The following is a 20582-nucleotide window of genomic DNA, read 5'->3' on the forward strand; positions in this document are numbered from 1 at the left end:
ATGACATTGACCTTCGCCCCCTTCCTGCCGTGGATCGTGATCGCCATTCTGGCCGTTGCAGCGCTTGCCCTCTCCTTCATCGGCCTGTGGCGTGGCGTGCGTGGCGCATGGTTGCGCGGGCTGGCGCTTGCCGCCTTGCTTGCAGCCATCGCCAATCCGCTTCTGACGCAGGAGGAACGCGAGCCGCTCTCCACCATCGTGCCCGTCATCGTCGACCGCTCGCAGAGCCAGGACGTGCAGGACCGGCCGCAAATGACCGATACGGCGCTGGAAACCCTGAAGGATCGGCTTTCCCGCTTCCCGCGCATCGAGCCGCGCATCGTCGAAGTGCGCGACAATGGTGAAAGCGATTCGCCCTCGACGCAACTTTTCTCGGCGCTTTCCTCCGCCGTTTCGGATGTCTCGCCGTCGCGCGTCGGCGGCGCGATCTTCCTCAGTGATGGCCAGATTCACGATATCCCGAATGCCCTGCCCAATGCCGAACAGGCGCTCGGTTTCCGCGCCCCCGTACACGGGCTGATCACCGGCAAGGCCGATGAATTCGACCGCCGTATCGAGATCGTCCGCGCCCCGCGCTTCGGCATCGTCAATGAAGAACAGCAGCTGACGCTGCGCGTCTTCGATGATGGCCGCCCCGCAGGCGGTGGTTCGGCGGAAGTGACGGTGAAGATGAATGGCGAGGAAATCGCCACCTTGCAGGCCACACCCGGCCAGCCGACGCCGTTCAACTTCAAGGTTCCGCGCGGCGGCAACAATGTCATGGAATTTTCCGTCGCAGAGCTTCCGGGCGAAGTGACGGCCGCCAACAACCGTGCTGTTCACCTGATCGAAGGCATCCGCCAGAACCTGCGCGTGCTGCTCGTCTCCGGCGAGCCGCATGCCGGCGAACGCGCCTGGCGCAACCTCCTGAAATCCGACGCCTCGGTCGATCTGGTGCATTTCACCATTCTGCGCCCGCCGGAAAAACAGGATGGCACGCCGATCAACGAACTCTCGCTGATCGCCTTCCCCACCCGCGAATTGTTCGTGGAAAAGATCAACGATTTCGACCTCATCATTTTCGACCGCTACCAGCATCGCGGCGTGTTGCCGATCCTTTATTACGATTACATCGCCCAATATGTCGAAAAGGGCGGCGCGCTCCTGATCGCCGCCGGGCCGGAACATGCTGGACAGGATTCGATCGCCATGACGCCGCTCGCCTCCGTGCTGCCGGCGCAGCCGACCGGCCAGGTGCATCAGGCCGCCTTTTATCCGCGCCTTTCGGAAGCGGGCAAAAAACACCCCGTCACCCGTGGCCTCGATGGCTCCGGCAACGAGCCGCCGCAATGGGGCCGCTGGTTCCGCACCATCAGCGTCGACCCACCGCAGGGCCAGACCGTGATGCTGGGCGACGGGCAGGATCCTCTGCTGGTGCTGAACCGCCAGGGCGAAGGCCGTGTCGCCATGCTGCTGTCTGATCAGGGCTGGCTCTGGGCGCGCGGTTTTGAAGGCGGTGGCCCGCATGTGGCGCTTTACCGCCGCATCGCCCACTGGCTGATGAAGGAGCCCGAACTCGAGGAAGAGGCACTGACGGCGCGGGCCAACGGCCGCACATTGCAAATCACCCGCCAGACCATCGGCGACGATCCCGGTCAGGCGAGCGTGCGTTTCCCTTCCGGCAAGACAGAGAACATGGCTTTCACCAATACGGAGCCGGGTCTTTACAGGATCGAACGCCGCATGGATGAAACCGGCCTGTTCGAAATCAAGAATGGCGATTTCACCACCCTCGTCCATGTCGGCGCGGTGGACGCGCCGGAATTCAAGGCAATGATTTCAACGACCGAAACGCTGAAACCGCTGGCCGATACCACCAAGGGCAGCGTGCACCGGGTTGCGGATAATTCCGGCCGGATCGCGCTGCCCGATATATTGCCGGTGCGCGGCGATATCAGGGTTGCCGACGAGGATCGCATGCTGATACGCATGACCGACGAGACGGTGCTGAAAGGCGTCAACACCCTGCCGCTCTTTGCCGGTTTTGCCGGGCTTGCCGCCCTGCTGCTCGCCTTCTCCGCGCTCTGGTGGCGTGAGGGCAGGTAAGGAGCCTTCCTTGGCGAAGGCACGGGGTTTTCCACGTCTCGGATTGGAAAACGAGAAATGGCCGCCGCTCGGCGTGCCGGGGAAAAAAGCATGAATTTCGTTTTGAGCGATGTCGCGGATGCGGAAGTTGAAAAGGCGATCCGCGATCCGCTGGTGGCCTATAATCTCGCCCGTTTCGGCGAAAGCGACAAACGCGAACTCAACATCACCATCCGTGACGACGACAACACCGTCACCGGCGGTCTGGTGGGATATACCGCCCGCGGCTGGCTTTACGTGCAGCTTCTTTTCATACCGGAAACCATGCGCGGCCAGGGCATCGGCCCAAAGCTGCTGGCCATGGCGGAGGAGGAAGCGAAAAAACGCAGCTGCATGGGTGCTTATATCGACACGATGAACCCGGATGCCCTGAGAACCTACGAACGCTTCGGTTTCACGAAGATCGGCTCGCTCGCGCCGCTTTCCACCGGCCAGTCGATCACCTGGCTTGAGAAACGCTTCTAGAATTCACATCCGGTGCACTTCCGGCAAAGGCGGAGACCGGTTTTCCGGCCGAAAATACGGAAGCGCCTCAGGCGGCAATACCTGACACCCCGCAATCGACCGTCCGGCCCATGGCCTCGCGGATTTGCTGGCGAAGCCACACGGCGCCGGCATCCGCATCGGTCTGCAATGACCAGACCATGGCGACGGGCGGGAATTTCAGCGTTACGGGCACGGGACTTATTTCCAGGCCCAGCATCGGCGCATAACGCAGCGCGATGCGGGAGGACACGGTGGCCAGCACCGCCGAGGATCGCGCCGTTGCCAGAACCGAGAGGAAATCCGGCGCCGCCGCGACAACATCGATCTCGATACCGCTCAGTTCCAGCGCATCCTTGATGCAGCCATGCAGGCTGTCCGTCTGCGATATGACGGCATGTTTGGCCTCCATGTAGGTTTCAAGTCCCACCGGATTGGGCAGATCGAGCAAGGCCGGATTGAAACAGCAAAGCACGCTGGAGGAGTAGAGCGGTTCGCAATGGTGGCGTTGCTCTTTCGAATAGGTGCACCCGACAGCCATGTCGATCACGCCCGTATCCAGCATCGCGGTGATTTCCTGCTCCTGCCCGCTGCGGGCGAGAATACGGATGCCGGGTGCGATCTCGCGCAGCCGCGCCGTCAGATCCGGCAATAGCAGCAATTCCACCTCACTCGACATGCCCAGCCGGAAGGTGCGGCGCTCCGTCGCCGGATCGAACACATCCGCCGTCAGCACCGCCGCCTGCGCCTGCCTGAGTGCCTGCCTTACCGGCCCGGCGAGATTGAGCGCCCGCGCCGTCGGTTTCATCTCCTGCCCTACGCGAATGAAAAGCTCATCCTGAAACAGGGTGCGCAGGGTGGAGATATTGTGGCTCATGGCCGGCTGCTGGATTTTCAGCCGTCGTGCTGCCCGCGTGACGCTCATCTCCTCCATCATCGCGTCAAAGGCTATGAGAAGATTAAGGTCGAAAGAGCGGAGATTGAAATGATCGATAGTTTGCATAAGTCACATCGATTTGATTGCTGGCTCGCCTACACTTAGCTGGAGTGCGGAAACTTTCAAGACTTTCCTCGAACTCAGGAGCTCCCCATGCCATCACGCCGTTCACTTCTCAAGGGTGCCGCCAGCGCCATCATCGCCGCACCGTTCGTTGCGCCCAGCGTCGCATTCGCCAGGGCGCCCCTTGCCGCCACACAGGCACCCGGCTTTTACCGGCTGATGGTCGGCAAGGTGGAAGTCACCGCCCTTTCGGACGGCGTCATCGCGCTGCCGCTCGCCAAAATCTACACCAACACCACGCCGGACCACGCGGCGAAGGTGCTGCAGGATGCCTTCCTGCCGGAAGAGACGCCCACTTCGGTCAATGCCTTTCTCGTCAACACCGAAGACAGGCTGGTGCTGATCGATGCCGGCACCGGCACCTATCTCGGTCCGAGCCTTGGCCGGCTTGTCGCCAATATCGAGGCCTCCGGCTACAAGGCCAGCGAGATAGACGACATCATCCTCACCCACATCCATACGGACCATTCCGGCGGGCTATCGGCGCATGGCAAGCGCGTCTTCACCAATGCGACGCTCAGGGTCAATGCGCGCGAGGCCGCCTTCTGGCTTGATGACGCGAAAGCCAAGACCGCGCCGGAAGCCTTGAAGAAGGGTTATGCCGAAGCGAAGGAAAGCATCCAGCCCTATGTCGATGCCGGCAAATTCGAGACCTTCGGCGACAATGCCGCGCCGGTTCCCGGCCTCGGCTCCATCCTTTATGCCGGTCACACGCCCGGCCACAGCGCTGTCGTTCTGGAAAGCGAAGGCCAGAAGATCGTCTTCTGGGGCGATATCACCCATGGCGATATCCTCCAGTTCGACGAGCCGAATGTCGCCATCGAATTCGACGTCGACCAGAAGGCCGCCATCGTCGCGCGTGACCTGGCATTCCGGCAGGCGGTTGAAGGCAAATATCTGGTGGCCGGCGCGCACATCGCCTTCCCCGGCATCGGCCATGTGCGTACCGACAGCACCAACTACGATTGGCTGCCGGTCAACTATACGGCACTATAAGGCAAGAACCGGATGGCCTGATCCTGCGTGGTCAGGCCATTGGCCGCAAGAGATTTCAGGTGAGCGCCACCTGCCGCGTTTCCGCATTGATCATGGTCGCCGCCATGGCGGCCAACACCAGCAGCCCGGCGAAAATACCGATTGCGACCCCAAAGCCCTGCGCGATGGCATAACCCAGCAGCGATGGTGCCAATAGCCCGCCGAGCCTTGCCATGGCGCCTGCGGCTCCCATGCCGGTCGCCCGTGATTCCGTCGGGTAAAGCTCCGGCGTATAGGCATAAAGCGCGCCCCAGGTGCCAAGCAGGGCAAAGCTCATGATAAGCAGCGAGGCGGCAATCATCGCGCCAGCAGAGGCGAGCGTGAAGAGCAGGCAACCGAGCGCCGAGAGCAGGCAAAAACCGATCAGCGTCGGCTTGCGGCCCCATTTTTCGACGCCATAGGCGGCAAGCGCATAGCCGGGGATTTGCGCCAGCGCCACCAGCACCAGAAAACCATAACCACGCACGAAACCGAAACCGTCTCCCGCCAGCTTTGCCGGCATCCAGGTGAAGACGCCGTAATAGGAGACGGAAACGAGGAACCAGATGGCGAGGATCATGATGCTGCGCTGCCGGAGCGCGGGTGAAAATATCCCCTGCCCCTTGGCCACGTCAGGCTGGAAAAGCCCGGTTCCGGCATCGAGCGGCGCACGGCCATTCGTCACCAGCATACGGTTGACGACGGCCTTGGCCTCTTCCGATCGCCCACTGCGCAGCAAATAAAGCGGCGATTCCGGCACCAGAAAACGAAGCCCGAGGCCAAGAACGGCCGGGAAGGCCGTCACGGCAAAAATATAACGCCAGGCATCGGCCACACCCGCAAGGCTCGCACCCCAGGCCGCCAGCGCCACGATCAATGTCCCGATAGCCCAGAAGCCCTCGAGAAAGACCAGCCAGCGCCCGCGATTTTTCGCCGGCAGGAATTCGGCCATCATCGCATAATCCACCGGCAGCGTGCCGCCCACCGCAGCCCCGGTGAGGAAACGCAGGACGAGCAGAATGGTGAAATCCGGTGCGAAGACCGAAAGCACGCCGAACAGGGCATCACAGGCCACGGTGACGATCAGCACACGGCGGCGGCCATACCGATCCGCCAGCCGCCCGAAACCGGCAGCGCCGAGCAGCATGCCGAAAAAGAACGCCGTGCCGGTCTGCAACGCCTGCGGCACCGTCAGGCCGAAGGTTGCGGCGATCGAGGCGGCGGTGAAGCCGACGGCCAGAACCTGCATGGCATCCGCCGCCCAGACGAGGCCGAAAATGCCCATCAGCCGCCGCTGATAGGCGCCGGCGCCGGCGCGCTCCAATGCATCATTCATGGTGATTGCCGCCATGCCCCGCCCCTTCGCAGAAATCGACTTCCCCTAGCTATCGCATAGGGGGAGGAAACGGAATTGAATTCTGTGAAGCGCGACGCGTTGTTTCGAGGCAGCCCCCGGCGTTCAAGGTTTTCACCCCGCGAGGACTGGCCACGGCAGTCCCGATGTTACCGTAGCTCGCAACATCCCTTCCGTCACCCCGGACTAGATCCGGGGTCAAGCCAGCCCAAGTCTTTGGGCTGAAAGGAGATTTTCCCCGTCGCGCCGACGCGCGTCGGCTGGATTCCGGCTCAAGGCCGGAATGACGGATGGGGACAATATCATGCTGAGAAGAAAAACCTTCAGCCGTAAACCCTGAGAGGCTCCTCAAAGCCCTCATCTTCCGCCGTGGCGGCCGACATGATGGCCTCGCATTTGCGCCAGCCGATCTTGCCCTTCAGCCGCTGGTGCACATCATCGCCAAGCGGCACGACCAGCACCCGGTTGGGGTCCACCGGACCGGGAAAATCAAGCGCCGCATAAGCGACCTTTTCGAAACCGAGCGGCATGTAATAGGGTGGATCGCCAATCAGGATCACGGCTTCGGAGCCCTTCCGCCTTGCCGCCGCAATGGCGATCCGGACGAGTTCCCGGCCAATGCCCATATTCTTGTGGGAAGGCCGCACCGCGAGCGGGCCAAGCATATGACCCTTCACCCCACCGGCCAGAACCGGCGTCATGCGCACCGAAGCGATCGTCTCGCCGTCATCGGCACAAACGAAGGAGAGCGACCGGTCATGCGGGCCCTGCTCGCGGATGCGCGCCGCAGCACGGGTGTGCCGGCCGGGGCCAAATGCTTCTTCGTTGATGACTTCGATGATGGCGTCGTGCGACGCGTCCTCGGTTAGGTAGACAAGATCGTGCTTGGACATGAAGAGACCGAAACTTCCAGAATGCGGATGCGACAATAGATGACGGCTGCGCCGGTGAAGGCGTTCAGGAGCGTCAGCGTCGTCGGAGCATCCGTGGTTCGATCATAGTCAGCAATTTCCTCAGATTTGTGAAAATCGCAATTATCAGGAAAATCACCCCCCGTCCAGAACAAATCTCGGGGCCGTACCATTCAGCCCCTGCGCGACCGGAAACGCATTGTTCAATGCCTTGCGGGTTCGCGGCATGGTGAGAAACGGGTAGTATCGCGGCCAGGAAACAATCAAGGAGATCATCATGGGCATGCTGGTGGAAGGCGTATGGAAAGACGTCTGGTATGACACCAAGGAAACCAAGGGGCATTTCAAGCGCAGCGCCTCGAAGTTCCGCAACTGGGTAACAGTGGATGGCGCGCCCGGCCCTTCCGGTGAAGGCGGTTTCGAGGCGGAGAAGGATCGTTACCACCTCTATGTCTCCTTCGCCTGCCCGTGGGCACACCGAACCCTTATTTTCCGCAAGCTGAAAAAGCTGGAAGACCTGATCTCTGTCTCCGTCGTCGATCCGCTGATGCTGGAAAACGGCTGGGAGTTCAAGCCTGAGGGTGAGCGCACGCCGGGCGCGACAGAAGATCCCCTTTTCGGCTCCTCCACGCTCTGGCAGGTCTACACCAGGGCGGACCCCAACTATTCCGGGCGCGTCACCGTGCCGGTGCTGTGGGATAAAAAACGCAGCACCATCGTCTCCAATGAATCGGCGGAAATCATCCGCATGTTCAACGTGGCCTTCAACGACCTCACCGGATCGGACGCGGATTATTACCCCGAAGCGCTGCGCGCCGAGATCGATGCGCTGAACGACGTCATCTATGACACCGTCAATAACGGCGTCTACAAGGCCGGTTTCGCCACCACGCAGGATGCCTATCAGCAGAATGCGGTGAAGGTGTTCGAAACGCTGGATATGCTGGAGGACCGCCTGAAGGACCGGCGTTTCCTGTTCGGCGCGGAGCAGACAGAGGCCGACTGGCGCCTGTTCACCACGCTGGTGCGGTTCGACCCCGTTTATGTCGGCCATTTCAAATGCAACATCCGCCGCATCCACGACTATCCGCACCTGACGGGTTACCTGCGCGATCTTTACCAGACGCCGGGCGTGCCGGAGACGGTCGATATGCGCCACATCAAGGAACATTATTACCGCAGCCACCGTACCATCAACCCGACCGGCGTCGTGCCCGTCGGCCCCGAGCTGGACCTGACCATGGCCCATGGCCGCGAGGCGCTCGCCTGACGAAAAACCTCCCGCCGCTACCAGTGGTCGGCAGCCGCCGCTTCGCCGGCAAGTTCGGCAAGGCGGCGGCGGGTGGCGGCCGTCATCCCTTCCGGTAGCGCGGCGAGGTCGAAAAAGCCGCTCTCGGCAATTTCATGGTCCGGCTTTTTCGGTTGCGTCTGGGTGACGGCCAGCCGGTAGAGCGCGACGTGATCGCGATTGCTGCCTTCCAGATTGAGATAAACGTGGAAAAGCTCCGGCTTTGAGGTTGCTTCAAGATTGCCCTCCTCACGGATTTCCTTGTGCAGCGCCGCCAGCAGGGTTTCGCCGCGCTCCACCCCGCCGCCCGGCAGATACCAGCCGGGCAGATAGGTGTGCCGCACCAGAAAAATCCTGCCCTTTTCATCGAAACAGGCCGCACGCACGCCAAGCGTTGCACCCCGCGTGAACAGAAAAACGAAATGCAGAAAGCGGATGAAGACACGCATATGGAACGGACGGGCCTGCCGCCCGGTTGTCTCGTCATTCACCCTGGTTTCTCCCCGCCTGCCGGCTTTTATTGGACGCGCGGCATATCATAGGTTATCTCTGCCGCCATGTTCAAACTTGCCCATATTTCAGACGTCCATTTAGGGCCACTGCCAAAACTCACTTTCCGGGAACTTGCATCGAAACGGATTACCGGTTTCGTCAACTGGCACCGCAACCGCCGCAAGCACCTCTTCACCGATACTCTGGAAAAGCTGCTGGACGATCTGGAAGCAAAATCGCCGGATCATCTGGCTATTACCGGCGATCTCGTCAATCTTGCGACCGGCATCGAAATCCGCGCCGCCGCCGACTGGCTGGAGGAAGTGGGCGATCCTGAAAAAACCTCCGTGGTTCCCGGCAATCACGATGCCTATGTTTCCGGCGCACACGACAAGGCCATGCAGGCCTGGTACCCCTATGTGCGCGGTGACGGCGACCCGCCGGAATGGGACGATGACCGCAAGATTTTTCCCTATATGCGCGTGCGTGGCCCCGTGGCTTTGATCGGCTGCTCCACCTCGATTGCTACACCGCCCTTTTCAGCCACCGGCTATTTCGGCAACCGGCAGGCCCGCGCCACGGCGGAACTCCTGAAAAAAGCCGGGGAACAGGGGTTGTTTCGCGTGGTGATGATCCATCATCCGCCGATCCGGGGTGCGGCCGCCACCCACAAGCGCATGATCGGCATCCGCCGTTTCGCCGCAGCACTCGGCGTCGGCGGTGCGGAACTTGTGCTGCATGGTCATACACATTTGAACACGGTCTATTGGCTGAATACGCATCATGGGGAGGATCACATCCCGGTCGTTGGCATTTCCTCCGCCAGTCAGGGACCGGGCGGTGAAAAACCGCGCGCAGCCTATAATCTTTTCCATATTTCCGGTGGCCCCGGCACATGGAATGTCGCCTGTGAGCGCCATAGCCTTGATGAGACAGGAACGGGCGTCGCGCTGGAGGATGTGCGGGTGTTTTATGAAAACGGGCGGCCGCTGGGGTTTTCGCGGTTGGGGAAGTAGAGTCCGGGCCGTGATGTCGGTGGGTGTGGTTCACCCCCCTCTGCCCTGCCGGGCATCTCCCCCACAAGGAGGGAGATCAGCAAGGAGCGCTACCATCGCTTCACTCTCAAATGTAGAGATGGCCGAGACCTGACCGCGAGTCGATCTCCCCCCTTGTGGGGGAGATGTCCGGCAGGACAGAGGGGGGTAAACCACACCCTCCAAGCAAGCTTACCTAGCCCGCTCTTCCAGCACCCGATTGGCCGCCGAAACGATCGCCTCCAGCGACGCCGCCACGATATTCGTGTTGATCCCCGCCCCGAACAGCTTGCCGCCCGGATGCTCCATCTCGACATAGGCGATGGCAGACGCATTCGAGCCATGCTGCAGCGAATGCTCGGAATAATCATTCACCGACAGATCAACCCCGAGATAGACCGACAGCGCATTGATGAACCCGTCGATCGGACCTGTACCCTTGCCCTCGATGCGCTTCACCTCGCCATTGTCGGTGATTTCCGCGGCAACGATGCGCACGCCCTTGAAATCGCCGGCCGGATAGGTGTGGTGATCCACGAACTTGATACGCGCATTCGGCTGCGTCACGTAACGCTCGATAAAGCGCTCATAAATGCGCTTGGCCGGCAGTTCCACACCCTCTTCATCGGTGATGCGCTGGATCTCCTCGCGGAACTCCACCTGCAGGTTGCGCGGCAGGTTGATGCCGTAATCCTGCTGCAGAATATAGGCGATGCCACCCTTACCGGACTGCGAGTTGATGCGGATGATCGCCTCGTAGGAGCGGCCGACATCCTTCGGGTCGATCGGCAGATAGGGCACTTCCCAGACGGGATGGTTGGCGACCTTGATCGCCTTCATGCCCTTGTTGATCGCATCCTGATGCGACCCGGAGAAAGCCGTATAGACCAGTTCGCCGACATAGGGATGGCGCTCGGGGATCGTCATCTCGTTGGAATATTCATAGACCGCCTTGATACGCTCGATATCGCGGCAATCCAGCTCGGGATCGACGCCCTGCGTATACATGTTCAGCGCCAGCGTCACGACGTCGACATTGCCGGTGCGCTCGCCATTGCCGAACAGCGTGCCTTCGACGCGGTCGGCACCGGCCATCAGGCCCAGTTCGGTTGCCGCGATGCCCGTGCCGCGGTCATTATGCGGATGCAGCGAGATGATGACGTTTTCGCGATTGTCGATATTGCGGCACATCCATTCGATCTGGTCGGCATAGATGTTCGGCGTCGCCATTTCCACCGTGGAAGGCAAGTTCAGGATCAGCTTGTTGTCCGCCGTCGGCTTCACCACCTCGACCACGGCGTTGCAGATTTCCAGCGCCACTTCCAGCTCGGTACCGGTGAAGCTCTCGGGCGAATATTCGAAGCGGTAACCGCCGCCGGCCTTGGCCGCCATGTCGGTGATCATCTTGGCGGCATCAACGGCGATCTGCTTGATGCCGTGCACATCCTTGCCGAACACCACGCGGCGCTGCAGTTCCGAGGTGGAGTTGTAGAAGTGGATGATCGGCTTGTTGGCGCCTTCCAGCGCTTCAAACGTGCGGGTGATCAGCTCGGGACGGCACTGCACCAGCACCTGCAGGGACACATCGTCCGGCACATTGCCTTCTTCCACGCACCAGCGGGCAAAATCGAAATCCGTCTGCGAGGCGGAAGGGAAACCGATCTCGATTTCCTTGAAACCCATTTCCAGCAGCAGCTTGAACATGCGGGCCTTGCGGTCGTGGCCCATGGGGTTGACCAGCGACTGGTTGCCGTCGCGCAGGTCCACCGAACACCAGATCGGCGCCTTGTCGATGGTCTTGCCCGGCCAGGTGCGGTCAGGGATATTGATGGTGGGGTAAGGGCGATACTTCACGCTCGCGTCGGTCATACCCTTGGAAATATTGGTGATCTTGCCGTCCATTTCGCTTCCTCCTTGCGCAGTCCGCGGGCTTCTTCAAGCCATCGGCGAATGCGCGGCCTCTCGGGGCCTAAATCCAGTATAAAATGAGATTTCGAGATGAGGAGCGTTTGCGCCAGCGGGCTTTCGGCCGCCGGGCGCTCCTCACTGGACCCGGCAACCGCGTGTAAGGTCGAGGCTAAGAAGCGAGAGTGCACCGCACGGCGAGGCCTTCGCAGAAATCTGCGCGCTCATGCCGGAAATGGTTTCGATGCGGTTGCTCATGGCGACGTGTATAAACAGCGGCTGGCGGTCTGACAAGTGATCTTGTGAGGCGCGGCCTTATTTTCCGACCCTGCCGGTCTCCAGCCTTTCGGCAATCCATTTAGCCATAAGGGACTGACGCGTCATGCCAAGGCGTGCTGCCTCCGCATCCACTTTGCGCAAGACCTTTTCAGGAAGATCGATATCGACATGCACCATTTCCAGCCCGGGACGGTCGGCCTTCGACCAGTCGACATAATCGTCCAAATCTTCGCCATCGTCGAATTTCTTGTCGAAATCTTCAGCGCTGATCGTCTTCATAACGCTGCTTCTCCTTGTCTCTGGAACGCCTGACAGAAATGATTCGCAACCGGTCATTTCTGTAGGTGTAAACCGCACTCCAGCATTTTCCTCGCAATTGCGCGATCATAATATACCGCTCTTCCGAAGTGGTTTCGAGAGGAACGACAAGCCTTTTCTCGTCCAGCCAAAGCGCTCTTGCCTCGACGAAATCTATTCCATGTTTGTCTTTGTTACTTTCACTTTTGGCAGTATCGAATTCGAAATCCATAAATAATATTTCTTTAAAACAATAAGCATCCTATCTAACCACGCTTCACCATCCGCTGCAACGCCATCATCAGCCCGCCGCCTATCAACCCCCAGAAGGCGCCGGAAACACCACCGAAAGAAAGGCCGGAGGCCGTGATGAGGAAGGTGATGGCCGCCGCCTCGCGGGTGTCCGGCTCCTTGAAAGCCGCCATGGCGGAGCCGGAGAAAGCCCCGACCAGCGCAAGCCCCGCCACCGCCTGGATGAGGATGGGTGGCGCCAGCGCCACGAAGGCCGTGACCACGCCGGCCAGCAGGCCGAAGATGATGTAACCCACACCGCCGATGATCGCCGCCCAGTAGCGTCGTTTGGGGTCCGCATGGGCGTCCTCGCCGGCGCACATCGCCGCCGTAATCGCGGCGAGATTGACGGCATGGCCGCCGAAGGGCGCAGACAACAGCGAAAAGAAGCCGGTCGTGGCAAAAAGCGGCCCGGGCTGCGGATCGTAATGATTGACCTTCAGGACCGCGATGCCGGGAATATTCTGCGATGCCATGGTGACGATGAAGAGCGGCAGCGCGATGGAAACCACGGCGTGCAGGCTGAAAACGGGGGTCACCCATTCCATCGGCGGCGTCAGCGATTGCGCCACGCTGTCCAGCGCGCCGGCCGGAATATCCACACCGAAGATCATCACCAGCACGAAAGCCGCAAGCGCAGCCGGCACGGCAAACAGCCGCTTGAAGGCCCCCACCACGATCCAGGCAAGGATGATCGGCAGGCCGAGTGCCGGATTGAAACCGATCGCCTTGATGGGCGCAAAACACAGGCCGATGATGACGCCTGACAGCATGGCATTGGCAAGCGGCGCGGGAATGGAGGCGACCGCCTTTCCGAGCGGCCTGAACAGGCCCGCAATGATGATCAGGATGGCGCAGATGATGAAACCGCCGACAGCTGCCGGAAAGCCACCCTCGATGACGCCGGTGGTCGCAAGCAGCGCTGCGCCCGGCGTCGACCATGCGATGCTGATGGGAAGCCGGGTGGTGGCGGAGAGAACGATGGCGCAAAGCCCCATCGCCACCGAAAGCGCCATCAGCCCCGACGCCGCCTCGAAATCCGTCGCGCCGACGGCCTTCAGCCCTTGCAGCACAACGGCGAAGGAGCTGGCGAAGCCGACAAAGGCGGTGAGGCAGCCCATGAACAGGCTCTGGACGGAAAAATCTTTCAGCATGAAGCACTCTGCGGCCTGCTGCCTGCCGCAAGAACCACAACGGTCTGAATTGGCGACAGGCAGAAACAAAACTCGAAGCGTGAAGCGCGAATCCGAGGATGGCGACACGCCCTGGATGAAGCATGACTATAGTCAGGATCAAAAAAGATGCGGCTTGGCAAGATGAGCCGCCAGATTTCAGGTACGGCGACACGGAAAACGTCATCAAAGTTTAGCGGCAGGGCGCTAATCCTCCGGCATCCACCACAACAGGGCGTCCGCCACAAGAGGGATCCTCGCCATGCTTCGTATCGCCACCATCGCCACTTTGTGTTTTGCGGCCCTTCCGGCCGCCGCCCAGACCCTGCCGCCACCGGCCTTTCTCGGCCAGATTGTCGTGCCTTCGGGTCTCTCCATCAATGGCGTCACCTTCGGCGGCATTTCCGATCTCGCCTTTGATAGCGAAACCAACCGATATTTCGCCATTTCCGATGACCGGGTGGAAAAGGGCCTGGCACGTTATTACGAGCTGGAACTGGGCGTGACGGAAGGGGTTGCGATGCTGAACATCGCCGCCACGCACGAATTGAAGGACGAGACCGGCGCAGCCTTTGCGCCCAAGGGTATCGATGCGGAAGGCATCACGCTCGACCGCAAGGGCGGCAAGCTTTACTGGTCTTCCGAACGCGACCTGAAGAACCAGCCGGCACTTTATGTCTCCGACCTCGACGGCAACAATGTCAAACGGCTGGAACTGCCCGACGCCTATCTCGTCGATGACGCAAAGACCAAGGGCGTGCAGAACAATCTCGGCTTCGAAGGTCTGACGATGACACCCGGCCGGCTGATCGCCGCCACCGAAAACGCGCTGACCCAGGATGGCCCGAAGGCCACGCCGCAGGCCGGCAGCCCGGCCCGCATCCTCATCATCGACACGGCGACGCTGAAGCCGGTCGCCGAACATGTCTACGTCACGGAGGCAATCTCCAAGACCCCGACGGCAGCCGCCGATCCGAAATATAACGATAACGGCCTCTCCGCCCTTACCGCCATGCCGGATGGCCGCTTCGTGGCCGTGGAGCGCAATTTCGCATCCGGCGTCGGCAATCATATCCGCTTTTTCATCGTCGACCTTTCCGGCGCGGAAAACATCCTCGGCAAGGACAAGATCGATGCCGCAAATGTGCGTGCCGTATCGAAAACGCCGTGGTTCGAAATCAACGAAGGCGATTTCGGCCTCGATATCGACAATATCGAAAGCCTGGCCTTCGGCCCGGTGGTGGATGGCAAGCAGCTTTTCGTCATTGCCTCGGACGATAATTTCAATCCGGGCAAGCAGTTCACCCAGTTCGTGGCATTCGCCATTCCCGCCAATCTGGGTCAGTAACATCCGCCAGGGCAGAATGCCGGCTCTGGACAATGTCCGGGCCGGCGTCGGCAGGCAAGACGAGACGCATATTCACCAGCGGAGCAGACGTGAACCGGCAAAGGCACCGATCACGCCGATGAGGAGAATGCCGAGCGAATACCAGATCAACACGAAAGCCATGCCGTTTTCGGTGCAGAACCACGAATAGACCCAGGCGCCTGCCGCACCGGCCGCAAGGCCCGCAGCAAAACCCGCAAGCGTCGGATCAGCGGGCGCCGAACGCCTGAGAACCGCAAAATTCGCCAGGAACAGCGGCAGCGCGAAAGCGACGATCAGAAACGGGCAGTGCAGCGCCGATGATCCGAGAATGAGAGTGCGATAGGTGCCCGGCACGGCAAATCCAAGCTGGATGAGCGCTATCGCCGCCATGGCGATAAAGATCACCACAAGCCATGCAAGCAGGCCGCCTCCGTCTCCCTCCGGCCGCGCAAGACGCCTGACCGCGAGAAATGCGGCCAGGGCCAGCAGCGCATTATAGGCGGATTTGACCCAGAAACCCGGTTCGGCCACGGCGGCATTCATATCGCTGCGCAGCCCCAGAATAACGAGCATCAGCAACAGCGAAACGGCAAGCGCGGGCAGCACGGCGAGCGCCAGCCTGCGCTCCAGCGAAAAAACGGGTACGGGTTTGAGATCGCCCGCCAGTTGTTCGATGATGTCTTCCGTCTTTCTCACCTGTCCCCCCGCAACTTTGCCGCCAGGACTTTCAGCGTTCTGTGAATGCCAACCCTCGCGGCAAGCTCGGTCTGGCCGGATTTTTCCGCCGCTTCGGCGATCGACTGGCCTTCGAGCTTCACCCTACGAATGAGATCGCGCTGCCGCTCGGGCAAATCGTCGAGCAGCCGCTCCACATCCATGCGGGCCATGACCGCATCGACGGTCGGCTCCGCCTCCAGCGTTTCATCGAGCTCGACTTCCGAACGCATGCGCGCGCCCCTGCCCCGATAGTGATCGATGAGCTTGTAGCGCGCTATCGAAAAGAACCACGCCGTAAACGGTCGCGCACGATCATAGGTCTCCCGTTTGGCGTGAAGCGACAACAGGGTTTCCTGCACGAGATCTTCCACATCGCCCCTGGAGGCGGCAGCCATGCGCCGGCCGTAATAGGCGATCAGCAACCGCCTCAAGGCATGGAGCAAATGCCTGTAGGCGCTTTCGTCCCCATCAAGGGAACGCAGCATCAGCGTTTTCAATGTCTCTTCCGAAGGGCTGCCAGTCATCGTCACTATCGGGTTATTCGCAATCGGCAGGATATTGTTACATAGTGGCTTTAAAAAAATCTCGCCCTAACTTGTCGTCACAAGCGCGTGAAGATGTAACGGCCAGCGCTTCTGTGCCGAATGGACAATCGTGAGCCCCGGCGCAATGCCGGCGGACATCAACGACCCCCAGAGGAGACCTTCATGACCCGCATGTTTACCGCCATCGCCGCCGCTTCCCTGCTGTCCGCCCTTTCCTTCGCCAGCATCGCCCATGCCGACAGCATGAAGACCGATACCATGAAGAAAGACAGCATGCACAGCGACACCATGAAGACGGAGACGATGAAAAAGGACGGCATGTCCATGGCCAGCAAGAAGGACTGCATGCACAAGGCCGGCATGGAAATGGACAAGATGAAAAAAGCCGACATGATGAAGGCCTGCGACATGATGAAATGAGGCCTGGCCCGGCGGCGGCCCACCTGGCCGGAGGCGAAACATTGCCGCCGGCCTGAACGAAAAAAGCCCGCGCCGGTTTTCACCGATGCGGGCTTTTTCAACTGAAAAGTGGAAACTCAGAGTTCCGACTGGCTTTCGACGATCTTGCCAACGAGGCCGTAATCCTTGGCCTCATCCGCGCCGAGCCAGTAATCGCGATCGATATCCTTGGCGATCTTTTCTTCACTCTGGCCGGTGGCCTTGGAGAAGATCTTGATCAGGCGCTGGTTCATCTTGATGATTTCGCGAGCCTGGATTTCGATGTCGGATGCCATGCCGCGTGTACCGCCGGAGGGTTGGTGCAGCAGGAAACGGGTGTTCGGCAGGCAGAGGCGGCGTTCTTTCGGCACCGAAACGTAGATCAGCGCGCCAGCGGAGGCGACCCAGCCCGTGCCGATGATCGTGACCTTCGGCTTGATGAACTTGATCATGTCATGGATGGAATCACCCGATTCGACATGGCCACCCGGCGAATTGACGTAAACGCGAATGTCGTCGTCGCTGGCGGCGGCAAGAGCCACGAGCTGCGTGCAGACCTTCTGCGCCAGTTCCTGCGTGATGCCACCATAGATGAAGATCGAACGCGACTTGAAAAGATTCGCTTCCGTTTCCTTGCCGATCGGCAGTTCCTTGCTCTTGTCGTCTTCGTCTTCGTTCATCAACGGCTCTCCAGCGTAATTCATGCATGCCCTTCGGACATAGTGCGACTTGTTACGTAAGGCAATGAGAGAAAAAGGCAAGGTTTGCCCGCCAACAATAAACACCACCCCCGGCAGATGACGCATGGACAGCCTCTTGGCCTTCGCGATATCGTCAGCGCCTCATTGCAGCGCCGCCTGCCGCGGGAAGCCCAAGATTCCGTTGCGGACGGCCATAATTTCAAGAGGGAACCATGCTGAAAAGACTAAGCCTCGCCGCCACCGCGCTCGGCCTCACCGCCCTGCCCGCCTTCGCCCATCTGAACCCGGAAGAACACGGCTCCTTCATGGCCGGCGTTTCCCACCCCTTCTTCGGTGCGGACCATATTCTGGCGATGGTCGCCGTCGGCATCTGGGCCTCGCAGATCGCCTTTGCCCGCAACGACCGCAAGGCGCTGTGGATCGTGCCCGCCGCCTTCGTCGGCACCATGGCTGCCGGCTTCCTGATGGCGGTTTACGGCATCGACCTTCCCTTCGTCGAACCCGCCATTCTCGCCTCCGTCATCGGCCTTGGCCTGCTGGTTGCCATGGCCGCGAGGCTCCCCACCGCAGCGGCGGCAGCCGTCGTTGGCGCTTTCGCTCTTTTCCACGGCCACGCCCATGGCGGTGAGCTCGGCAGCGCCGGTGCCCTGCAATTCGGCATCGGTTTCATGATCGCCACCGCGGTCCTGCATCTTGCCGGCATCGCGCTCGGCCTCGGCATTGCCCGTTTCGGCTCGGCCGCAAGCCGCACCGTTGGTGCGCTGACGGCGATTGCGGGCCTCTCGCTTGCCTTTGGCGGCTGAGGATCATTACCGAAATTTAAAATTCGGACCGCTTTGAAAAGCCAGAATTGTGGCCTACCTCCTTATCGTGGATTTACGCTTCACGGTAAGGAGGCAGCATATGTCACCGGAAGAAAGCCAGCTTCTCAAGGGGCTGTTCGACAGGACCAAAACCGCATCCGCCACCCCGCGTGACCGCGAGGCGGAAACATTGATCGCAGACGCCGTGCGCGATCAGCCCGCAGCTCCCTATTATCTCGCCCAGGCGGTGATCGTTCAGGAAAAGGGTCTGGAAGCGGCAGCAGCCCATATCAAACAGCTCGAAGACCGCATCCATGCGCTGGAAAGCGCTGGCAGCGCCCCACAGACGGCGGCGCAGGGCGGTTTCCTCAGTTCCATCTTCGGCACCGGCCAGCCGCAGCCGCCCGCACCGGCGCCAGCCACAGCGACCGCGCCAGGCTCATGGCGCAACGATACCGCCGGCCAGACAGCCGGGCCCTGGGGGGCGCCCGCCGCTCAGCAAGGCGGCGGGCCGTGGAGCCAGCAGCCGGCCGCCATCGGGCGTTCAGGTGGTGGTTTTCTGCAGGGCGCGCTCGGCACCGCCGCAGGTGTCGCCGGCGGCATGCTGCTTGCCAATTCACTGAGCGGCATCTTCGGCAGCCACATGTCGTCGCTCGGCCTGGGTTCGCCCTTCGGCGGCGGCAATGCCGCGGGTAATGCGCCCGTCGAGGAAACCGTCATCAACAACTACTACGGTGGCAGCGCCAGCCCGCAGAACAATGACGATGACGATATCCAGCAGGCCGATTACGACGACAGCGCCGACGATATGGATTCCGATTCAGGCGACGACGGTTCGTTCGCCTGAACCTTCAAGCGCGTAAAAAGCCGGATCAGCCGCGACCCCGATAAGGGGCAACGCCCTGATCCGGTAGCCATACGCCCTCGGGCGCGGCTCCCGTCTGCCAGAAGACGTCGATCGGAATACCGCCGCGCGGATACCAGTAGGCGCCGATCCTGAGCCATTTCGGCTGAAGCAGCTCCACCAGACGCTTGGCGATATAGACCGAGCAATCCTCGTGGAATGCGCCGTGGTTGCGGAAGGATTGCAGGAACAGCTTCAGCGACTTCGATTCCACCAGGAAATCGCCCGGAATATAGTCGATGACGATATGGGCGAAATCCGGCTGGCCGGTCATCGGACAAAGCGAGGTGAATTCGGGCGCGGTGAAGCGCACGACGTAGTCGGTGCCGGCATTGCCGTTCGGCACCTTTTCAAGGACGGCCTTTTCCGGGCTCTCTGGCGTATCGACCTTCGTGCCCAGCTGCGACAGGCCGGAAACATCCGTCACGGACATGGAAAACTCCTGATTATTCAAAACCGGATCATTGAGACCCGGAGTGTTCAAACGATGACTTTGACGCCATGCGCCTTTTCGCCCTCAGGCTCGACGTGAATGGCAAGGCTGGCGCCCGGTATGACGTCCCTTATGGCATCTTCAAGGCGGTCGCAAATATCATGCGCCTCGCGCACCGTCATTCTGGCCGGAACGACCACATGGAAATCGATGAAGGCGGCCGAACCGGCGCGGCGTGTCCTCAGATCATGCACACCGATGACGCCGCCTGAATTTTCGGCGATCGCCTTCTTGATCGCCTCGTCCTCTTCCGGCTCGACCGCCCGGTCCATCAATCCGCCAAGCGAATGCATGATGACCTTGGAACCCTGAAACAGGATGTTGATCGCGACCAGTATGGCAAGCAGCGGATCGAGAATGGCATAACCCGTCATCAGCGCCAGAACGAGGCCGACAAGAACGCCGGCCGAGGTGACGACATCCGACATGATGTGATGACCATCGGCCGCGAGCGCGGGTGACGCATATTTTTTGCCAACACGGATCAGGATCGTCGCCCAGACGGCGTTGATCGCACCCGCCGACGCATTGATGATCAGACCGAGGACAGGCGCTTCCGGCAGCCTCGGATTGAAAAGAGCACCCCAGGCCTCCTGCACGATCAAAAGCGCAGCGACGACGATCAGCACACCTTCCACGACCGCGGAAATATACTCCGCCTTGTGGTGGCCGAACTGGTGGTCGTCATCGGCCGGCTTCTGCGCGTAGCGAATGACGAAATAGGCGATGAAGGCCGCGACCACGTTGACGGTCGATTCCAGGCCGTCGGACAGAAGTGCGACCGAGCCCGTGACCCGCCAGGCCACCAGCTTGAGGCCAAGCACACCGAAAGAAAGCGGAATGCTCCAGAATGCGAGCTTCCGGACCAGCGCGTTGCCTTCATTGTTCATTTTTGCCCCCGTGCGGAT

Annotated in this window: 22 protein-coding genes; 9 read left to right on the forward strand and 13 right to left on the reverse strand. The window is 60.8% G+C overall.

Features of this window, described 5'->3' with window-relative positions; translation table 11 throughout:
* Complete coding sequence (locus QD336_RS08685; protein ID WP_499170254.1) at positions 1-2085, forward strand: hypothetical protein; 2085 nt, start codon at positions 1-3, stop codon at positions 2083-2085.
* A gap of 90 nt (positions 2086-2175) precedes the next feature.
* Entirely contained in the window at positions 2176-2589 is a 414-nt protein-coding gene (locus tag QD336_RS08690) for a GNAT family N-acetyltransferase (RefSeq protein ID WP_499170255.1), read from the forward strand.
* A gap of 67 nt (positions 2590-2656) precedes the next feature.
* Here QD336_RS08690 and QD336_RS08695 read toward each other — a convergent pair whose 3' ends face one another.
* Positions 2657-3610 (reverse strand): LysR family transcriptional regulator, encoded by a 954-nt coding sequence (locus QD336_RS08695; protein WP_269340496.1) that lies wholly within the window; start codon positions 3608-3610, stop codon positions 2657-2659.
* 87 nt (positions 3611-3697) lie between these two features.
* Between QD336_RS08695 and QD336_RS08700 the strand changes: the two genes are divergently transcribed.
* Positions 3698-4663: an MBL fold metallo-hydrolase gene (locus QD336_RS08700; RefSeq protein ID WP_499170256.1), complete on the forward strand. Its 966-nt coding sequence runs from the start codon at positions 3698-3700 to the stop codon at positions 4661-4663.
* Between the two features lie 55 nt (positions 4664-4718).
* On the opposite strand, the gene QD336_RS08705 is transcribed toward QD336_RS08700, so the two are convergent.
* Positions 4719-6032 carry an MFS transporter gene (locus tag QD336_RS08705; RefSeq protein ID WP_499170257.1) on the reverse strand — a complete coding sequence of 438 codons (1314 nt, stop codon included), beginning with the start codon at positions 6030-6032 and terminating at the stop codon, positions 4719-4721.
* Between the two features lie 326 nt (positions 6033-6358).
* Positions 6359-6928: a GNAT family N-acetyltransferase gene (locus tag QD336_RS08710; protein WP_269340491.1), complete on the reverse strand. Its 570-nt coding sequence runs from the start codon at positions 6926-6928 to the stop codon at positions 6359-6361.
* 295 nt (positions 6929-7223) lie between these two features.
* Between QD336_RS08710 and QD336_RS08715 the strand changes: the two genes are divergently transcribed.
* Positions 7224-8216 carry a glutathione S-transferase family protein gene (locus QD336_RS08715; RefSeq protein WP_499170259.1) on the forward strand — a complete coding sequence of 331 codons (993 nt, stop codon included), beginning with the start codon at positions 7224-7226 and terminating at the stop codon, positions 8214-8216.
* A gap of 17 nt (positions 8217-8233) precedes the next feature.
* Here the strand turns inward: QD336_RS08715 and QD336_RS08720 are convergent, their stop codons facing one another.
* A complete protein-coding gene (locus QD336_RS08720) occupies positions 8234-8725 on the reverse strand; it encodes an NUDIX domain-containing protein (RefSeq protein WP_499170260.1) in 492 nt (163 codons plus the stop codon).
* A 66-nt stretch (positions 8726-8791) separates the two neighbouring features.
* On the opposite strand from QD336_RS08720, the gene QD336_RS08725 reads away from it, so the two are divergent.
* Positions 8792-9742: a metallophosphoesterase family protein gene (locus tag QD336_RS08725; protein ID WP_499170261.1), complete on the forward strand. Its 951-nt coding sequence runs from the start codon at positions 8792-8794 to the stop codon at positions 9740-9742.
* 210 nt (positions 9743-9952) lie between these two features.
* Here the strand turns inward: QD336_RS08725 and leuA are convergent, their stop codons facing one another.
* The 4 genes from leuA to QD336_RS08745 form a co-directional block, all read right to left on the reverse strand.
* On the reverse strand, positions 9953-11662 hold the full coding sequence (gene leuA / locus QD336_RS08730; RefSeq protein ID WP_269340485.1) for a 2-isopropylmalate synthase: 1710 nt from the start codon (positions 11660-11662) through the stop codon (positions 9953-9955).
* 318 nt (positions 11663-11980) lie between these two features.
* The gene (gene brnA / locus QD336_RS08735; RefSeq protein ID WP_499170263.1) at positions 11981-12223 is read right to left on the reverse strand and encodes a type II toxin-antitoxin system BrnA family antitoxin; all 243 of its coding nucleotides are present in this window, start codon (positions 12221-12223) and stop codon (positions 11981-11983) included.
* Positions 12204-12473 (reverse strand): BrnT family toxin, encoded by a 270-nt coding sequence (locus QD336_RS08740; protein ID WP_269340483.1) that lies wholly within the window; start codon positions 12471-12473, stop codon positions 12204-12206. The genes brnA and QD336_RS08740 overlap by 20 nt, the downstream gene beginning before the upstream one ends.
* A gap of 34 nt (positions 12474-12507) precedes the next feature.
* Positions 12508-13686: a benzoate/H(+) symporter BenE family transporter gene (locus QD336_RS08745; protein WP_269340482.1), complete on the reverse strand. Its 1179-nt coding sequence runs from the start codon at positions 13684-13686 to the stop codon at positions 12508-12510.
* A 280-nt stretch (positions 13687-13966) separates the two neighbouring features.
* On the opposite strand from QD336_RS08745, the gene QD336_RS08750 reads away from it, so the two are divergent.
* Positions 13967-15052 (forward strand): esterase-like activity of phytase family protein, encoded by a 1086-nt coding sequence (locus QD336_RS08750; protein WP_499170264.1) that lies wholly within the window; start codon positions 13967-13969, stop codon positions 15050-15052.
* A gap of 72 nt (positions 15053-15124) precedes the next feature.
* On the opposite strand, the gene QD336_RS08755 is transcribed toward QD336_RS08750, so the two are convergent.
* Positions 15125-15769 (reverse strand): NrsF family protein, encoded by a 645-nt coding sequence (locus tag QD336_RS08755; RefSeq protein ID WP_499170265.1) that lies wholly within the window; start codon positions 15767-15769, stop codon positions 15125-15127.
* Positions 15766-16314, reverse strand: coding sequence for a sigma-70 family RNA polymerase sigma factor (locus QD336_RS08760; RefSeq protein WP_269340479.1), 549 nt, complete (start codon positions 16312-16314; stop codon positions 15766-15768). Before QD336_RS08760 ends, QD336_RS08755 begins: the two co-directional genes overlap by 4 nt.
* A 183-nt stretch (positions 16315-16497) precedes the next feature.
* On the opposite strand from QD336_RS08760, the gene QD336_RS08765 reads away from it, so the two are divergent.
* Entirely contained in the window at positions 16498-16755 is a 258-nt protein-coding gene (locus tag QD336_RS08765; protein WP_499170266.1) for a pentapeptide MXKDX repeat protein, read from the forward strand.
* A gap of 116 nt (positions 16756-16871) precedes the next feature.
* Here QD336_RS08765 and QD336_RS08770 read toward each other — a convergent pair whose 3' ends face one another.
* Positions 16872-17453: an ATP-dependent Clp protease proteolytic subunit gene (locus QD336_RS08770; protein WP_269340476.1), complete on the reverse strand. Its 582-nt coding sequence runs from the start codon at positions 17451-17453 to the stop codon at positions 16872-16874.
* 233 nt (positions 17454-17686) lie between these two features.
* Here QD336_RS08770 and QD336_RS08775 point away from each other — a divergent pair, with 233 nt between their 5' ends.
* A complete protein-coding gene (locus QD336_RS08775) occupies positions 17687-18277 on the forward strand; it encodes a HupE/UreJ family protein (protein ID WP_499170267.1) in 591 nt (196 codons plus the stop codon).
* A 100-nt stretch (positions 18278-18377) separates the two neighbouring features.
* The gene (locus tag QD336_RS08780) at positions 18378-19124 is read left to right on the forward strand and encodes a DUF2076 domain-containing protein (RefSeq protein WP_499170268.1); all 747 of its coding nucleotides are present in this window, start codon (positions 18378-18380) and stop codon (positions 19122-19124) included.
* Between the two features lie 25 nt (positions 19125-19149).
* Here the strand turns inward: QD336_RS08780 and queF are convergent, their stop codons facing one another.
* Together queF and QD336_RS08790 are read right to left on the reverse strand one after the other, a co-directional pair.
* Positions 19150-19614 (reverse strand): preQ(1) synthase, encoded by a 465-nt coding sequence (gene queF / locus QD336_RS08785; protein WP_010972191.1) that lies wholly within the window; start codon positions 19612-19614, stop codon positions 19150-19152.
* 47 nt (positions 19615-19661) lie between these two features.
* Entirely contained in the window at positions 19662-20564 is a 903-nt protein-coding gene (locus QD336_RS08790; RefSeq protein ID WP_499170270.1) for a cation diffusion facilitator family transporter, read from the reverse strand.
* Positions 20565-20582: the final 18 nt, after the last annotated feature.

Origin of the sequence: Rhizobium sp. BR 250 (assembly GCF_047445855.1) — a bacterium.
GTDB lineage: Bacteria > Pseudomonadota > Alphaproteobacteria > Rhizobiales > Rhizobiaceae > Agrobacterium > Agrobacterium tumefaciens_I.

What these genes read in the sequence shown, in the direction of transcription:
- QD336_RS08685 (WP_499170254.1), top strand. Translation starts at nt 1, where the DNA reads ATGACATTGACCTTCGCCCCCTTCCTGCCGTGGATCGTGATCGCCATT.
- QD336_RS08690 (WP_499170255.1), top strand. Translation starts at nt 2,176, where the DNA reads ATGAATTTCGTTTTGAGCGATGTCGCGGATGCGGAAGTTGAAAAGGCG.
- QD336_RS08695 (WP_269340496.1), bottom strand. Translation starts at nt 3,610, where the DNA reads ATGCAAACTATCGATCATTTCAATCTCCGCTCTTTCGACCTTAATCTT.
- QD336_RS08700 (WP_499170256.1), top strand. Translation starts at nt 3,698, where the DNA reads ATGCCATCACGCCGTTCACTTCTCAAGGGTGCCGCCAGCGCCATCATC.
- QD336_RS08705 (WP_499170257.1), bottom strand. Translation starts at nt 6,032, where the DNA reads ATGGCGGCAATCACCATGAATGATGCATTGGAGCGCGCCGGCGCCGGC.
- QD336_RS08710 (WP_269340491.1), bottom strand. Translation starts at nt 6,928, where the DNA reads ATGTCCAAGCACGATCTTGTCTACCTAACCGAGGACGCGTCGCACGAC.
- QD336_RS08715 (WP_499170259.1), top strand. Translation starts at nt 7,224, where the DNA reads ATGGGCATGCTGGTGGAAGGCGTATGGAAAGACGTCTGGTATGACACC.
- QD336_RS08725 (WP_499170261.1), top strand. Translation starts at nt 8,792, where the DNA reads ATGTTCAAACTTGCCCATATTTCAGACGTCCATTTAGGGCCACTGCCA.
- leuA (WP_269340485.1), bottom strand. Translation starts at nt 11,662, where the DNA reads ATGGACGGCAAGATCACCAATATTTCCAAGGGTATGACCGACGCGAGC.
- brnA (WP_499170263.1), bottom strand. Translation starts at nt 12,223, where the DNA reads ATGAAGACGATCAGCGCTGAAGATTTCGACAAGAAATTCGACGATGGC.
- QD336_RS08740 (WP_269340483.1), bottom strand. Translation starts at nt 12,473, where the DNA reads ATGGATTTCGAATTCGATACTGCCAAAAGTGAAAGTAACAAAGACAAA.
- QD336_RS08745 (WP_269340482.1), bottom strand. Translation starts at nt 13,686, where the DNA reads ATGCTGAAAGATTTTTCCGTCCAGAGCCTGTTCATGGGCTGCCTCACC.
- QD336_RS08750 (WP_499170264.1), top strand. Translation starts at nt 13,967, where the DNA reads ATGCTTCGTATCGCCACCATCGCCACTTTGTGTTTTGCGGCCCTTCCG.
- QD336_RS08760 (WP_269340479.1), bottom strand. Translation starts at nt 16,314, where the DNA reads ATGACTGGCAGCCCTTCGGAAGAGACATTGAAAACGCTGATGCTGCGT.
- QD336_RS08765 (WP_499170266.1), top strand. Translation starts at nt 16,498, where the DNA reads ATGACCCGCATGTTTACCGCCATCGCCGCCGCTTCCCTGCTGTCCGCC.
- QD336_RS08770 (WP_269340476.1), bottom strand. Translation starts at nt 17,453, where the DNA reads ATGAACGAAGACGAAGACGACAAGAGCAAGGAACTGCCGATCGGCAAG.
- QD336_RS08775 (WP_499170267.1), top strand. Translation starts at nt 17,687, where the DNA reads ATGCTGAAAAGACTAAGCCTCGCCGCCACCGCGCTCGGCCTCACCGCC.
- QD336_RS08780 (WP_499170268.1), top strand. Translation starts at nt 18,378, where the DNA reads ATGTCACCGGAAGAAAGCCAGCTTCTCAAGGGGCTGTTCGACAGGACC.
- queF (WP_010972191.1), bottom strand. Translation starts at nt 19,614, where the DNA reads ATGTCCGTGACGGATGTTTCCGGCCTGTCGCAGCTGGGCACGAAGGTC.
- QD336_RS08790 (WP_499170270.1), bottom strand. Translation starts at nt 20,564, where the DNA reads ATGAACAATGAAGGCAACGCGCTGGTCCGGAAGCTCGCATTCTGGAGC.